The sequence below is a fragment of the Saxibacter everestensis genome (assembly GCF_025787225.1).
Taxonomy (GTDB): Bacteria; Actinomycetota; Actinomycetes; order Actinomycetales; family Brevibacteriaceae; genus Saxibacter; species Saxibacter everestensis.
The window spans coordinates 2305854-2321486 of the sequence record NZ_CP090958.1; the positions used below are offsets into that span (position 1 = coordinate 2305854).

13 protein-coding genes are annotated in these 15633 nt (G+C 63.7%); 5 read left to right on the top strand and 8 right to left on the bottom strand.

The features are described from left to right. Positions 1-231: 231 nt before the first annotated feature. Positions 232-480 carry a WhiB family transcriptional regulator gene (locus LWF01_RS11105; protein ID WP_349637456.1) on the top strand — a complete coding sequence of 83 codons (249 nt, stop codon included), beginning with the start codon at positions 232-234 and terminating at the stop codon, positions 478-480. Between the two features lie 67 nt (positions 481-547). Here the strand turns inward: LWF01_RS11105 and LWF01_RS11110 are convergent, their stop codons facing one another. Together LWF01_RS11110 and LWF01_RS11115 are read right to left on the bottom strand one after the other, a co-directional pair. After that, on the bottom strand, positions 548-2020 hold the full coding sequence (locus LWF01_RS11110) for a sensor histidine kinase (RefSeq protein ID WP_349637457.1): 1473 nt from the start codon (positions 2018-2020) through the stop codon (positions 548-550). Next, complete coding sequence (locus tag LWF01_RS11115) at positions 2021-6994, bottom strand: NAD-glutamate dehydrogenase (RefSeq protein WP_349637458.1); 4974 nt, start codon at positions 6992-6994, stop codon at positions 2021-2023. It lies immediately after the preceding gene. A gap of 196 nt (positions 6995-7190) precedes the next feature. Between LWF01_RS11115 and LWF01_RS11120 the strand changes: the two genes are divergently transcribed. Then, complete coding sequence (locus LWF01_RS11120; protein ID WP_349637459.1) at positions 7191-7688, top strand: DUF2505 domain-containing protein; 498 nt, start codon at positions 7191-7193, stop codon at positions 7686-7688. Here LWF01_RS11120 and LWF01_RS11125 read toward each other — a convergent pair whose 3' ends face one another. The 4 genes from LWF01_RS11125 to LWF01_RS11140 form a co-directional block, all read right to left on the bottom strand. Further along, on the bottom strand, positions 7689-8207 hold the full coding sequence (locus tag LWF01_RS11125) for a DUF6912 family protein (RefSeq protein WP_349637460.1): 519 nt from the start codon (positions 8205-8207) through the stop codon (positions 7689-7691). A gap of 62 nt (positions 8208-8269) precedes the next feature. Then, on the bottom strand, positions 8270-8974 hold the full coding sequence (locus tag LWF01_RS11130) for a CpaE/TadZ family protein (protein ID WP_349637461.1): 705 nt from the start codon (positions 8972-8974) through the stop codon (positions 8270-8272). Further along, the gene (locus LWF01_RS11135; protein WP_349637462.1) at positions 8929-9660 is read right to left on the bottom strand and encodes a CpaE/TadZ family protein; all 732 of its coding nucleotides are present in this window, start codon (positions 9658-9660) and stop codon (positions 8929-8931) included. Before LWF01_RS11135 ends, LWF01_RS11130 begins: the two co-directional genes overlap by 46 nt. Further along, entirely contained in the window at positions 9657-10295 is a 639-nt protein-coding gene (locus LWF01_RS11140) for a CpaB family protein (protein ID WP_349637463.1), read from the bottom strand. The genes LWF01_RS11135 and LWF01_RS11140 overlap by 4 nt, the downstream gene beginning before the upstream one ends. Before the next feature lie 196 nt (positions 10296-10491). On the opposite strand from LWF01_RS11140, the gene LWF01_RS11145 reads away from it, so the two are divergent. Next, positions 10492-10728, top strand: a complete 237-nt coding sequence (locus LWF01_RS11145) for a helix-turn-helix domain-containing protein (protein WP_349637464.1) — start codon at positions 10492-10494, stop codon at positions 10726-10728. Here the strand turns inward: LWF01_RS11145 and LWF01_RS11150 are convergent. Then, a complete protein-coding gene (locus LWF01_RS11150; protein WP_349637465.1) occupies positions 10721-11311 on the bottom strand; it encodes a hypothetical protein in 591 nt (196 codons plus the stop codon). The genes LWF01_RS11145 and LWF01_RS11150 overlap by 8 nt on opposite strands. 181 nt (positions 11312-11492) lie before the next feature. On the opposite strand from LWF01_RS11150, the gene LWF01_RS11155 reads away from it, so the two are divergent. After that, the gene (locus LWF01_RS11155; RefSeq protein ID WP_349637466.1) at positions 11493-12272 is read left to right on the top strand and encodes a LysM peptidoglycan-binding domain-containing protein; all 780 of its coding nucleotides are present in this window, start codon (positions 11493-11495) and stop codon (positions 12270-12272) included. Positions 12273-12274: 2 nt separating this feature from the next. Further along, the gene (locus LWF01_RS11160) at positions 12275-12790 is read left to right on the top strand and encodes an Rv3235 family protein (RefSeq protein WP_349637467.1); all 516 of its coding nucleotides are present in this window, start codon (positions 12275-12277) and stop codon (positions 12788-12790) included. Positions 12791-12808: 18 nt separating this feature from the next. Here LWF01_RS11160 and secA read toward each other — a convergent pair whose 3' ends face one another. Further along, the gene (secA, locus tag LWF01_RS11165; RefSeq protein WP_349637468.1) at positions 12809-15544 is read right to left on the bottom strand and encodes a preprotein translocase subunit SecA; all 2736 of its coding nucleotides are present in this window, start codon (positions 15542-15544) and stop codon (positions 12809-12811) included. Positions 15545-15633 lie beyond the last annotated feature (89 nt).

Below are 15633 nucleotides of genomic sequence, written 5' to 3' on the forward strand. Positions count from 1 at the left end.
ATGCCCAGCTCACAGGGGGTGAGCGGGGCAGCCTTTGTCAGGAGAATCACAACCTCTACCTCTTGTAAAAAAATCTGGGCCGTGTGAACCTAGAAGAAATCGAGGTTCAACGCAGCGCAAAGCGCTGGTTAACTGTCTTGATTCTCCAAGCTAACGAGACTCACCTCTTGCGACATTCCGGCCACTTGTTGTGCGGCCGGATACTTAGATGTGTGTGACTGAAAGGACATTATGGACTGGCGCCATCGCGCAGCCTGCCTAGATGAAGACCCTGAGCTCTTCTTCCCCATCGGTAATACCGGACCGGCTCTGCTGCAGATCGAAGAGGCCAAGAGCGTCTGCCGACGCTGCGAGGTCGTTGATACCTGCCTGCAGTGGGCATTGGAGTCCGGCCAGGACGCTGGTGTATGGGGCGGTCTCAGCGAGGACGAGCGTCGGGCACTCAAACGCCGCGCCGCCCGTGCCCGCCGGGCTAGCTAGCCGAAGCACCTTGCGCCACCGGTGGTCATTGACCGCCGGTGGCGTTTTTCTTGCCGCGAGTGGACAGCTATTCGTCCTTGCGCAGTTCGATCGAGATAACCGCTTCCGTGCCGCCACCATCCCGGTCACGCCAGATGATCGTGCCGTTGAGCTCGCCGCCGATCAGGGCCTTGACGATCTGCGTTCCCAGCCCGTTGCCGGGTCCGCCCTGTTCGGGAAGGCCTACGCCATCGTCCGCGACGATGACCTGCAGGTGGGCGCCATCGCGAACCGGACGCACCCACACCGATCCCTCGCCATCCGGGAGAGCATGCTCGACGGCGTTGGTGACCAGCTCCGTCAGCGCGAGGGCCAGGGCGGTAGCGTCCCCGCTGCTGATCGCGCCGAACGAGCCCTCGCGCTTCACCCTAATGTTCGACGACGGCACGGCGAGGTCAGGAGTCACCCTGAGACCCTTGTCGACAACTTCGTCAAAGTCCACGCTACTGTCCACGCCCTGGGAAAGGGTGTCGTGCACCACGGCGATAATCGAGACCCGGCGCATTGCCTCTTCCAGCGCTTCCCGGGCCTCACTCGTCGTCATTCGCCTCGCCTGCAGCCGTAGCAGGGCGGCCACGGTAGTCAGGTTGTTCTTCACCCGATGATGCATTTCGCGGATCGTCGCGTCCTTGCTCATCAGCTCGCGCTCCCGCCGGCGCAGCTCGGACACATCGCGGGCAAGCACAATCGCGCCGGTTCGCTGACCGGCCTGGGTGAAGGGAATCGCCCGGAGCGACAGGGCGACTCCGCGGGCCTCGACATCGGAGCGCCATGGCGCGCGGCCGGTCAGCACCAGCGGCAGGGACTCATCGACTGGCCGCCGTTCCTCCAGCAGGTCGCTGACGACTTCCGCGAGCGATTCGCCTTCGACCTCACCGATGTGACCGAGCCGGTGCAGCAGGGACAGCGCGTTGGGACTTGTGTAGACAACGACTCCCTCGACGTCCAGCAGCACCAGACCGTCACCCACCCGCGGCGCACCGCGACGGGCCCCGGTCGGGGCGGAGACGTCCGGGAACGCGCCCTGGGAGATCATCCGGAGCAGCTCCCCCGCACACTCCATGTACGTCAGTTCGAGCCGGCTTGGCGCCCGAGCTGCGGCCAGGTTGCTATGCCGGGTGAGCACGGCAATTACCCGCCCGTTACGGACAACCGGAACCGCCTCTTCGCGCACCGGCAGCCCGGCCTGCCAGCCCGGCTGCAGCGCCCGGACCCAGCTGGCCGTCGAGTACGCCCGTTGCACCATCTGGCGCTGCGTCTTCGCGATGTGGCCGCCGACGACGTCGTCGTGGTACACGGTGACACCAGTACTCGGCCGGCAGTGCGCTACCGCACGGAAATCACCGTCCCGATGCTCGGTCCGGCTCGGCACCCAGAGCACCAGGTCGGCGAATGAAAGGTCCGCTATCAGCTGCCAGTCTCCGACCAGAAGATGCAGCCACTCGGCGTCATGCTCTGAGCTGACACCTTCCTCGTGCAGTAGGTTGCCGAGCGTGCTCACTCAGCCTCCGGAGGTTTCGATGACCGGCACCATCCCGGTCGCCGGCGCCACGCTGCTTTGGCTCGTACGGACAACCGTGCGCAGCAGCCGCAATGCGACCGATAGCGAAGCTAGGTCGCCGTGGTCCGACTGCCGCACCTCATCGACGGTTTCCATTGCCCGGCTGAGCTGGCTGGCGTTTGCTTCCTCCCAGGCGGCCAATCGATCTTCCGCCGGCTGACCGCTGTCGGTGCCCTCGAGCACCGCTGCCACAACCGACTCGATCGCGGCATAGAAGTCGTCCCGCAACGCACCTCGGGCCAGCGCATTCCAGCGGTCTCCGCGCGGCAGCGAGCCGATCCGGCCCAGCATGGATGCCGCGTTGAACCGATCCGAGATCGTGTAGTACAGCGAGGCGACCTCGCGTGGATCCTCCCCCGATGCGTCGATCAGCTCGGCGATGTCGAGCATCACGAACTGGTCCAGCAGCGCGGCGGTTCGCCAGGCGAGTTCCCGCGGTACATTGCGTTCGATCAGAGACTCGGCGCGTTCACCCATCACGGATTTCTCCGTGCCCCGGACGAGTTCCGGCGTGTGCGGCAACAGTTCGCCGATGATCGACCGGTACCTGCTGACTTCCGCGTCCACGTCGACCTTCGATGGACGCTGGTGCACGAGCCAGCGAGTTGCCCGGTCGAGCAGCCTGCGGTATTCAAGCTGCATTTCGATCTGGGTGCCGGTGTCGACAGTGCCGTCCGTCGCCTCAAGCGCCTTGATGTAGTCATCGAGACCGAAGACCTGCTTGGCCACCATGAAAACGCGCATGGTCTGCGCGGCGTCCGCGCCGGTCTCCTCCATCACCCGGAACGCGAAGGTGAGCCCGCCGCGATCAACCAGGTCGTTGACCAGCATCGTGGTTACGACCTCGCGGCGCAGCGGGTGCTGGCCAAGACGGTCGGCGTAGCGATCCACCAACGGAGCGGGGAAGTAACCCTTCAGCTGGGACTGCGCCCACACTTCATCCGGCAGTTCGCTGGCCAGCAGATCGGCGGAAAGCGCCATCTTGCCGTAGGCAAGCAGTACAGACAGTTCGGGAGAGGTGAAGCCCTTCCCGCCTTCGTTGCGCCGGTTCACTTCGTTCGTGGTCGGCAGGAACTCAAGCTTCCGATCCAGATCGCCACGCTGCTCGAACGACTTCATCATCCGCAGGTAGACGCTCGACATCGGCACGGTCTGAACCCGGGCGTCGCCGAGGACCATGTTCTGCCGATAGTTGTGCGCAAGGACCAGGTTGGCCACATCGTCGGTCATCGAGAGCAGGAATCCGTCGCGGTCGTCCGGGCTGATGTCTCCCGCTGCAACCAGCCGGTCGAGGAAGATCTTGATGTTGACCTCATGGTCGGAGCAGTCGACACCCGCGGAGTTGTCGATCGCATCGGTGTTGACCCGAACGTCGTGCAACGCCGCCTCGATCCGGCCGAGCTGCGTGACACCGAGGTTTCCGCCTTCGCCGATTACCAGCGCGCGGACCTCGTCACCATTGACCCGGATGGCGTCGTTGGCCTTATCGCCGACGTCGGCATTGGATTCTGTGCTGGCCTTGATATACGTGCCGATACCGCCGTTGTACACCAGGTCGACCGGCGCACGAAGGATAGCGCGCAACAGATCTTCCGGCGCCAGCGCGCGGACGTCTGATTCCAGCCCCAGCCGATCGCGAACCTGATCGGTGATCGGCACCGACTTCGCCGTGCGCGGGAATACCCCGCCACCCTCGGAGATCAGCGTGACATCGTAGTCGGCCCAGGACGAGCGCGGCAGCTTGAACAATCGCTGGCGTTCGACGTGCGAGGCGGCTGAATCCGGATTCGGGTCAAGGAAGATATGCCGATGGTCGAATGCCGCGACGAGTCGCGTGTGGGTCGAGAGCAGCATGCCGTTTCCGAAAACGTCGCCGCTCATGTCGCCGACGCCGACCGCGGTGAAATCCTCGGTCTGGATGTCGCGGCCCAGTTCCCGGAAGTGCCGCTTGACCGACTCCCAGGCGCCCCGGGCAGTTATGCCCATCGCCTTGTGGTCATAGCCGACGGACCCACCGGAGGCAAAGGCATCGCCGAGCCAGAACCCGTATGACTGCGCGACGGCGTTGGCGGTGTCGGAGAAGCTTGCGGTTCCCTTGTCTGCCGCGACCACAAGGTAGGTGTCTTCGCCGTCATGCCGAACAACATCCCGAGGCGCGACGACCTCGCGGTTCTCGCCGGCGTAAACCAGATTGTCGGTCACGTCCAGCATTCCCCGGATGAAGGTCTGGTAGCACTCCGTGCCTTCCGCCAGCCAGGCTTCACGATTTGAGCTGTCCGGCAGGCTCTTGCAGAAGAACCCACCCTTTGCGCCGGTCGGCACGATGAGGGCGTTCTTCACCGTTTGGGCCTTGACCAGACCGAGCACCTCGGTGCGGAAGTCTTCACGCCGGTCACTCCAACGCAGTCCGCCACGGGCGACCCGGCCGAAACGAAGATGCACGCCCTCGACTCGAGGCGAGTACACCCACATCTCGAGCGCCGGGCGCGGCTTGGGCAGCACGTTGATCGAGCTCGGATCGAGCTTCAGGGTGACATGCGCCTTATGCTTGCCGGCTTCGTCCCGCTGATAGAAGTTGGTCCGCAGCGTCGCCTGCATCAGCTCCATGAACGTGCGCAGGATGCGATCGGCATCGAGGCTCTTGACGTCGTCAAGCATCCCCTTCAGCTCTTCGACGAGCCGGGCTTCCTCAGCGTGGCGCTCGGACATATCCTCCGGCCCCGCGGGATCGAACCGGGCGGCGAAGAACTCGGTGAGCTTCCGGGTGATTGGGGCGTTGTCGACAATCACCCGGGCCAGCATCGTCTCGGAGAAGTTCAGCCCGACCTGGCGCAAGTACCTGGCGTAGGTGCGCACTATGACGATTTCCCGCCAGCCAAGTCCTGCGGCCAGCACCAGCTGTTCCAGTCCGTCAGACTCGCTGAGTCCCTGCCATGCGGCGGCGAATGCCTCGACGAAGCGGCTGTCGCTGCCGGCGAACTTGGTTTCCGAATCGTAACGCAGGCCGAAGTCGTAAATGTACCGCTTCTGTCCGTCCGGTAGAGACAGCTCGTACGGGCGTTCGTCCACCACCTCGACGCCGAGATTGGCCAGGAATGGCAGAACCGTTGTCAGTGACAGCGACTCGGCCCGGTAGAAGGCGAAGCGCTGCCGGCAGGAATCCCCGGCCGGCGTGTACAGCCGCATCTGCAGCTGATCGTGGTGTTCGGCTGCCTCAAGATGTTTGATGTCTTCCAATGCCTGTGATGGCGAGAAGTCTTCCTTGTACGCCTCAGGGAACGCATGGGCCCACCTGGCGGCGATCTGCGCTTCAGCTTCCGAGCCGGTGCCATCCGGTCCGGTCGGAACCAGCAGTTCCATCAGGTCATCGGACCAGCCGCGAAGTGCCTCGATCACCCGCTGCTGCAGCGAGGTCTGGTCGACCTCCGCGAGCGTCTTGCCCCTTGCCACCCGGACCACGAAGTGCAGGCGAGCCAGCACTGATTCACTCAGCCACGCGTCGTAGTCAACCGACTCCGCATCGAAAACCTCGCGCAGGTGCGCTTCGATCCTCAACCGAGCGTCGGTGTTGTACTGGTCGCGCGGCAGATAGACCAGCACAGACATGAAACGCTCGTAGCTGTCCCGGCGAAGGAATACCCGGGGCCGGCGCCGCTCCTGAAGGTGGACGACCGCGATCGCTGTCTGGTAGAGCTCATCGATGTCGGCCTGGAACAGCTCGTCACGTGGATAGGTCTCCAGGATCGCCAGCAGGTCCTTGCCCGAGTGCGAATTCCGGGAGTAGCCGGACCTGTGGATGATCTCGCGGACCTTTTCGCCGATCACCGGCACCTTGAGCACTGAATGCGTGTACGCCGTCGAGCTGAACAGGCCGAGGAAACGGCGTTCGCCGATCACCTCTCCGGCCGCGTTGTACGTCTTGATCCCGACATAGTCGAGGTAGCTTCGTCGGTTGACCCGGGAACGGGAGTTCGCCTTCGTGAGCACAAGGACACGCTTCTCGCGCGCCTTGGCCTGCACGTTCCGGGTCAGCACTCCGCCGGGGCGATTGGACTGGCGGTGCGATCGCAGCACGCCGAGGTCGCTGCCAGGGGCCGCGATCAGCACGTCGTCGCCGTTCTCAACCTCCAGATCGTATTCCCGGTAGCCAACGAAGGTGAAGTTCTCGTCCGCCATCCAGCGGAGTAGCCGGGCGGCCACCGCGGCTTCCTCTTCGAGTCCGGGGGTCGGCGCGCGCTCTTCCAGCTCGCCGGCGATGTCGAGCGCTTTGGCGCGCATTCGGTCGAACTCGTCTCCGCTGGCCCTGACCTCGGCGAGCACATCGCGGATGCCGTCCTCGATCGCTTCGAGCTGGCCGGGGTCGACGACCTTGTCGATTTCGATATGAATCCACGATTCGACCGTCGCCCCTTCAAGGTTCGGCAGCACATCGAGTGTGGCGGTGTCACCGCTGGCGACCGGTAGGCCGGCATTTTCGCTTGGCAGGTCAAGAACCTGCTCGACATTCCTGGCAACATCGCGCCGGACCACCACGATCGGGTGGATGACGAGCTGAATACCGTGCTTCTGCCGGGTGAGCTCGGCGGAGACCGAACCGACCAGAAAGGACATGTCATCGGTGACAATATCGACGACGGTACGGGAACTCGTGTAGCCATGCGCATCCGGTTCGGGGTTGTGCACGTTAATCACGGCACGACCGGCCGGCCGGCCCTGGGCGAGCTGCCAGTGCGCGTGCGCAAGTCCGGCCAAGGCGTCCGTTCCCAGCGTCAGCGCGTCCTCGTCGGCAACGTGCGCAAAATACGTCGCCAGGAAATCTCTCGGCGGAGCGGAACCTGCTATCTCTTCCCACCGGCGCTGCACGCCAGCCCAGTCAACGTCCTCGTCGAAAGCCATTCTCGCGTCCGTAGACACCGATTCCACCTCGTAAATACTGTGTCGTTTTGGTGACCGGCGTACTCGCAATGCCAGTATCGCCTTCGGTCAACTCTAAGCCCACATCAATGAGAGAATCCTTTCGGGTTCGCCGCAATCGCAGTTTCCGTCATCAGCGATCGCGACTGCACCTTCAACAGCCATCGAACGATCGATCTGAGCGGAGAGACAATCCATGCGATTGGAAGAAGAACTGCGCTACGGCGCCACCCCGGAATCAGTTGCCGCACTTCTGGCAGAGCCGTCCTTCCACGAAGAGGTGTGCCGCCGCACCGGCTCGACCAATTTCTCGGTCAGTGTTGACGGAAGCCCGGAGACAGGAGATTTCACAGTCTCTGTGAATCGGGAAGCCTCCACCGCCCAGCTTCCCGATTTCGCCCGAAAGTTCGTCGGCGAGACGATCAAGGTGACGCAGCGCGAGTTCTGGACCCGCGCCGGTGCCGACGGTTCGCGAACCGCCGAGGTCGATATCACGCTCAGCGGAGTGCCGCTGAAGATTTCGGCAAGCGAGTCGCTCCGGCCCGATTCCGACGGCACGATCCACGCCTACGCCGGTGAACTCACCTCGAGCATGCCTTTCATGGGAGCCAAGATCGAATCCGCCGCGGAACGAGTGCTCCGGAAGGCACTCAAGGAACAGGAGTCCCTGGTCCGCGAAAGGCTGGCGCTCTAGCTACCGAGCTGAGCGGTAAGAGAACAGCTCATCGGCCTCGCTCACGTCGTACCACAGCAGGTCGCAGTCGGCCGCCGCTTTCAGCAGGATGCCGAGCATCTCCGCGCTCTCAACTCCAGCGGGTAGCGTGGCGTCGTCCGCGTCGACGTGGAAGCTGACGACCTGAGCCGTGGTCAGATCCGACGTCAGGACATAGTCCGGGCGGGCGCCCACGCCGGTTGCATCGCTCGTGCCGTCCGCGCTCAGCTGGCCCTCCGGTACGTCGGCAGCCACGACGACGCGGCGGCCGCCCCGGCCGGATATCAGCAGATTGACAGCACTGTTGTGCGCCGCGGTGAGCATTGAATCGTATTCAAGCTCTTCCAGGTCTGGTTTCGTTTCTCCAGTGGTCGCCGCGTGGATAGCCGGCTCTGTGACAGCAAACACCCCGTCGCCGCCAGGCACTGCGACACCACGCGGCCAGTCTGCGGCGAGTTCATCGAGTGCTGACGGAGCGTAGATCCGTACTAGCTTGGACATCTGTAGCTCCTACCCTTATCCACGGTGATTGGCTGGACGAACCGTCGAACGAACCGTGCTTGCTATTCTGCCGCACCGATGTCCCGGACGGCACGCCGGAGCCGCCACATTGACCGGAATGAGCGTAGCCTTCCCCACTCCCGCATTTTGCCGCCCTGCTTGTCGGCCACCCGCTGCAGCGCCCGGCTGGAGAACCCGAAGTCGCGCGCCAGGCCCGCGGCAAGGCCATGGATCGCGGTTCTCGCGGTCGAATTCCGGTTGGCGGTACGCAGGGCGAGCCCGCGCAGCAGTGCCTGATCGCAGGCAGCGCGGTCATCCGGCACCGTGACCAGATCGCCAAGCCCGCCAAATCGGGCCAGAGACGCTCGAACCCGTCGCTCAGGCGCTGGCCCAACAGCTGACGAGCGCAGCTTGTTGATCACAACCCGAATACTGTCGCCGGGCACGTGCTCCCGCAGTTCATCGAGTCCGCGCAACAGGCGCTGCAAGCCGATCGGGTCCGCGGCACCCACCGCGTACACGGTATCCGCGGCGGCCAGCGCGGTTAAGGTGCCGGCGTTCCGCCGTGGCGCCGTGGTATCGAAGCTGAGCTCCTCATCGGCCTCGAGCACCCCAGCGCAGTCGATGATCGTGAAGTCGGCACAGCTCCTGGCCACGTCGAACACATTCTCCAGAGCGGCGTCGCGCAGTTCCGGCCAACGGTCCGCCTGGCTGATCCCGGTCAGCACCCGCAGATTGGGCTCGACTTCGGCGCTGACGTCGCGCAATGCGTCCGGGGGGTGAGCATTCCACGTCCGGCGAGCCTGCACGCGGCAGCGAGACTCGGTGCGTCGTCCAGCATTCCAAGGGCGGGAGCAATCGATGCGGCGTAGGTGTCGGAATCAATCAGCATCGTCGTGGCACCCAGTCCAGCCAGTTCGGCGGCCAGGTTGATCGACAGCGTGGTCCGCCCCGGGCTGCCGGCGCCGCCCCATACGGCCACCACCGTTCCGGATCGCTGTGCCGGATTGCGAGCCGGACCGGGGCCGAGCGGCACGGCCGGCGCGACGGCCGGGCCAGATTCCGTAGCGACACCAGGCTGTTCTTCCGGCGCCCCGGCGCCGCCCGCTTCCTTCCCGTACTCCCGGACAATGGCCCGAGCCACCTGGGCCGCCGGCGCCTCCGGGGTTAAACAGCTGCTGACGCCCAGCGCCATCATCCGGCCAGGTTCGGCGCTGAGCGCGATGACCACCAGGCCAAGCCGACGGAGCCTCTGAACCACGTCGCGATCGATGTCCGGAAAGTGATCAGAGATGACTGCCGCTCGCCCCTGCCCAGATTCGGCGGCGGCAATCAGCTCGACGACATCCGCCGGCCGTCGCACGACGGTTGCCAGATCACGATGGTTCGCTAGCTCGGCAACAAATTCGCTTTCGGACGATCCGCCGATCGCGACCAGAACCGGGATGCTCACGGCGACTTCGATCCGGGCAGTGCCACGATCGAGATCCGTTCGTCCCGTCCGAGTACCTGGATCAACTCGGGAAGGTCGGGCGACGGCACGAAGAGCTCGATCCGGGACTGCCCGTCGCTACCGAGTGCGTTGTCGAGGCCACCGGAGGCAAGTACGGTCACGGCTTCGAGGACCAGACGCGAATCCTTGGCCATCTGATCGGTTCCTGCGCCATCCCGAGGCGTCGCCCAGACATCGACCCTCGATCCCGGCCTCACTCCGTCCGGCAGCGACGACTCCAGATTGATCGCAAGCATCCGGCCTTCGAGTTCCGAGGCGTTGCCCAGGGCCTCCCGGGGTATCAATTCACCCGGATAGATCGGCCGAAGCGCCACGATCCCAGCACCCCAGTCGCGATTTGCACTGACGTACTTTTCGGCGTTTTCCGGCAGCTTGACCTGGATCTTCTCCAGTTGGTCGGTTGAAATCTTCTGGCCGGGAACCAGCGTCTCCGCTGCCGCGTACACAGTGATCGTGTCGCTTGCCACCCGGACCAGTTGCCAGGTAGCGGAGACAGCGGCCGCGACAAGCAGAATCCCGATCAACAGCCGCGCGTCACGCCAGGATGGTTGCTTGAGCCGTCGCGCCACTGCCATTTCCGCACCCCACCAGCCGTTCAGAGCTCCCCGGATTCTCCGGTGACATTGACCTACATCAGGCCTCAAGTTGTAATATTTGATAGGTAACGTGGGCAAAGCAAGCAATTCCGCTACGATGAATTACCGATCAACCAGCCAGAATCAGACATTCGCGACAATCAGTCCTATTCGTCGCTAGCTAGGAGCCTTGAAGATGCCAGTCGAAGTGCGGTTCTTACCACTGACCGATGTTGCGGCAATCCTGAACGTTTCCGGCGCCCAGGCCCGCGCCCTCGTGCGTTCGGGCGAGCTGCGTGCCATCAAGGTCGGCGGACGCGGACAGTGGCGGGTCGAGAAGACCGAGCTGGAGAACTATATTCAGCGGATGTACGAACAGACCGACAAGGCAATCACCGAAGAAGACTTCGATCTGGATACCGAACCTAGCTGACGCTGCGCACAAATGCCACAGACCCGAACTGCAGAACGACTGTCGTTCGGATCGCCCTCGGCCGGCGTGCCACGTCCGCTGCGTGCTCGGCGACGTCGATATGGTCCCTGCCCACCCGATCGATTGTTCCGGTGACAACGGCAGGATCACCAGCGGGACTGTGCGGCGCATAGCCAGGCCACAGGCCGATCATCACCGGCTGACGATCACGACTCAATGCCCGGTAAACGTGACCGATCGGTAACTTCGCCAGGACGGTATCGTCGTCCACTCTGTCCCTGCCCAGACCGCGCACGGCAGTAATGGCCGAGTAGGGCACCACGATCTGCCCCGGTGCGGAATCCACACCCTGGGGAGCCTCCAGCACCAGCCACTGCGCCCCCAGCGATACAACCTCGCCCTGACAGGAATGCGCCCCCAGTTGCAGCGACAGCACCGCACCCTGGTGACCGCGCAGCCTCGAGGCGAACGAGGTTTCGGCGTTCTCAGCCCGGATGATTTCCGGAAGTTCAGCTTCCCGATCGGCGCGGGCCGCGGCGTCCATTCGGGCTTCCAGATCCTCAAATAGATCGTTCCAGCGCACCTCGGACCTCCCCCTACCGCAAGTCAACCAGTCGGCTACACCTTAGCCCTCGACCGGCAGGCAGCCTCACGGCTGCCATACCTAAATGGCGATAAAACCAGTAAACATCATCAAACAATAGCTATTGACGTCCAAACGGAGCAGAACTAGCCTTACCTCTATTCATTGACGAGGAGGAAATGTGCGAGCTCACCAACTGGTTTCGGCGTCGTCCCGGCTTCTCTTGCTTCCGGCAGTTCTCGCGGGCGGATTCGTCGGCCTGGCGTTGACGGTTCAGTCGGCAGGCACCGCCTTGACGGTATTGCGCGGCGACAGCCCCGATATCGCTGCCGCCGTCGCCTTGCTGGCGGCGGTGATCGCTTCCATCTGCCTGGCCCGGCTATTGCTTGGCCTGATCCTGTCCAGTACGGGCATGCTCCTCGCGCGCTTTCGGCCCGGTAGTGGCCGGCGTCTGCTCGTCCTGGGCAGGCTGTTCACTCCCGCTGTCTGCCGCCCGCTGGTTCTCGGCGTCTCGGCCACGGTGGTCAGCGTGTCCCTGGTGTCCTGTGGCCCCTCCGGCCGACTGTCCGAGCTACCGGATCCAGGCTGGCAGGCTGGTTCCACCCAGCTGAGAGAGCCAGGCTGGCCGGTCACCCAGCTGCCCGAGCCGAGTGAGTCATCCCCGACTCCCCAGCACACTCCCCCAGATCCTGATCCTGATCCAGATCCAGGCCCTGACCCAGAACCTCAGCCCCAGCACAAACCGCCCGATCCTGATCAGCGGCCGCCCGGCTCCAACTACGTCACCGTACGAGCCGGTGACACCCTCTGGCAGCTCGCCGCACAGGACCTCGGCGCTACCGCGACGCCGCGCCAGATAGCGCGAAGCAGCGCGGAATGGCATCGGGTGAACCGCGAGATCATCGGCGCCGATCCCGACCTGCTGATGCCTGGCCAGCGGCTTCGGCCACCACAGGACTGATCATGTCCGATACCGCGACGAACACCCCGGAGCAGCGGCCGCTGCGGTTGGTGCCACTGGTCGTCTCACCCGCCGCTGCGTTCCGGACGGAGGCGAAGGTGACAGCCACGTCGGCACCAGGGCACGCCGCCGGCACACCGTCGACACCTCCGTCAGGCGGCGGTCTGATGCCAGAGCCGACGCAGGCCGCGGAACCGGTCTGCAAGGGCTTCGCGGTAGCAATCGTCGAGGCGATCTACGGAGTGCGTCCGGTGACCCAGGTGGCCCGCTGGCTCAGCGCGGATGCCTACGCGGCGCTGCGGCGTCGGGCGGAAATCACGGCGCGGGCCCGTTCGGGGCAGGCCGGCGCACAACTCCCTCGCAGGTTCAGGGCCGGGACGGCTCGGCTATGTTCGCCGTGCCCGCAGGTTGTCGAAGCCTCGGTCGTCGTTTTCGGACCGGACCGGGTACGGGCCGTCGCGCTCCGGCTTGAGTCTCCCCGAGGCAGATGGATCGCGACGGCCGTCGTCGTCGGCTAGCCAAACGACGCGAATTCCCTAGCGACGCTTGCGCTTGGAACCCTTCTTCGGCGGCGCCTTCTTCCGGGTTCCGGAAGCCGGAGCCTGCGACTTCTCGGTCTTCTGCTTCCGCTCGGTGTGAACCTCAACGCCGCCGTCGCTGGACGGAGCACTGAACTGCAGCGCCGTATCCTCTGACGGTTCGAGACCCTTGGCCGAAATTTCCGGCTCGTCGTCGGCCGATTCATCGGCGTCCGGAGCGTCGTGCTCGTGCTCCGTGACCTGAACTTCCAGGTTGTAGAGGAAGCCGACGCTCTCCTCCTTGATCGCCTCCGACATCGTATTGAACATGGCAAAGCCCTCGCGCTGGTATTCAACCAGTGGATCGCGTTGTGCCATCGCCCGCAGGCCGATGCCCTCCTTGAGGTAGTCCATCTCGTAAAGATGTTCACGCCACTTGCGGTCGATCACCGAAAGGACGACCCGGCGCTCGAACTGCCGGGTGGCCTTCTCGCCCAACGCCTCTTCGCGCTTTTCGTAGGCGATCCTTGCATCGGAGAGCACTTCCTCGAGCAGGACGTCCCGAGTGAGATGGGATATTCCGCCGACCTCCTCGATCAGCTCGTCGACGGTGATCGAGACCGGATACAGAGCCTTCAGTGCGGTGAAGAGCTGCTCCAGCTCCCAGTCCTCCGCATGCCCGGCTGCCGTCGCATTGTCGACGTACGACGTCAGCACGTCGGTGATGAAGTTCTGCACATGCTCGTGCAGGTCATCTCCTTCGAGGATCCGGCGCCGCTCCGAGTAGATGACGGTGCGCTGCCGGTTAAGCACATCGTCGTACTTAAGCACGTTCTTGCGCTGCTCCGCGTTTCGCTGTTCGATCTGCGACTGGGCGGACTGGATTGCCTTCGAGACCAGCTTTGATTCCAGCGGCACATCGTCGGGTACATTTGTCCGCGCCATCAGCGATTCGGCGGCCTGGGAATTGAATAGCCGCATCAGGTCGTCAGTGAGCGATAGGTAGAAACGGGATTCGCCTGGATCCCCCTGGCGGCCGGAGCGTCCCCGCAGCTGATTGTCGATCCGGCGCGACTCGTGGCGTTCCGTTCCCAGCACGTAGAGACCGCCCAGGTCAACGACCTCAACGTGGGAGGCCTTGACCTGCTCCTCCGCCTTTTCGAGCGCGTCCGGCCACGCCTCTTCGTACTCCTCCGGCGATTCAGCCGGGTCGAGGCCACGGGAGGCCAGGTCCTGTACGGCGTTGAACTCGGCGTTTCCACCGAGCATGATGTCGGTTCCGCGGCCGGCCATATTCGTCGCCACGGTCACCGCGCCCTTGTGGCCGGCCTGCGCGACGATGGTGGCCTCACGCGCGTGGTTCTTGGCATTGAGGACCTCGTGCCTGATGCCTTCCTTGCCGAGCTTCTTCGACAGGTACTCGCTCTTCTCCACGCTGGTCGTGCCGACCAGGACAGGCTGACCCTTCTTGTTCCGCTCGACGATATCGTCGACCACGGCGTCGAACTTCGCGATCTCGTTCTTGTAGACGAAGTCGGCTTGGTCATCCCGCTGCATGGGCTTGTTCGTCGGAATGGGCACGACGCCAAGCTTGTAGGTCGCCATGAACTCCGCCGCTTCGGTTTCGGCGGTTCCGGTCATCCCTGACAGTTTCTCGTAAAGCCGGAAGTAATTCTGCAGCGTGATAGTCGCCAGCGTCTGATTCTCCGCCTTGACGTTGACATCCTCTTTGGCTTCGATCGCCTGGTGCATGCCCTCGTTGTAGCGACGCCCGGCCAGGATACGGCCGGTGTGCTCATCGACAATCAGCACCTCGCCGTCCATCACGACGTAGTCCTTGTCCCGCTTGAACAGTTCCTTTGCCTTGATGGCGTTGTTCAGGAATCCGATCAGCGGAGTGTTGGCCGATTCATAGAGGTTGCTGATGCCCAGGTAGTCCTCGACCTTGTCGATTCCGGACTCGAGCACGCCGACGGTGCGCTTCTTCTCGTCGACCTCGTAGTCGGTGTCGGCCTTCAGCCGCTTCACCACGCGGGCGAACTCGCCGTACCACCGGTTGCTGTCACCGGAAGCCGGGCCCGAGATGATCAAAGGGGTGCGTGCTTCGTCGATCAGAATCGAATCGACCTCGTCAACGATCGCGAATGAGTGCCCGCGCTGCACCATATCCGCGGCGTCCCACGCCATGTTGTCTCGCAGATAATCGAAGCCGAACTCGTTATTCGTTCCGTACGTGATGTCTGCAGCGTACTGCTCACGTCGCTTGGCGGAGTCCATATTGGACAGGATGCAGCCAGTTTCGAGCCCCAGGAACCGGAATACGCGGCCCATCAGTTCGCTCTGGTACTCGGCCAGGTAGTCGTTGACCGTCACGATGTGCACGCCGTTGCCGGCGAGAGCATTGAGGTAGGCAGGAGCCGTCGCGACCAGGGTCTTGCCTTCACCGGTCTTCATCTCGGCAATATTGCCAAGGTGCAATGCGGCACCGCCCATCAGCTGGACGTCGAAGTGGCGAAGACCGACTGTGCGCCGCGATGCCTCACGGGCTGCGGCAAAAGCCTCCGGCAGCAGGGAGTCGAGCGATTCACCGTCCTTGACTCGTTCCTTGAACCTGTCGGTTTCTTCGCGAATCTCGGTATCGGAGAGACTCTTGAACTCGTCTTCCAGGTGGTTGATCGCATCGGCATAGCTGCGCAGCCGCTTTAGCGTACGTCCCTCGCCGCTGCGGAGGATTTTTTCCAGAATGGACGGCACAGTTCTCCCTAACTGACTTACAGTTCTAACGCCTCTATGTTAGGCGCAAGAGCAAATCGGGGTGTGGCGCGACCGCTTACCGCGGAGTC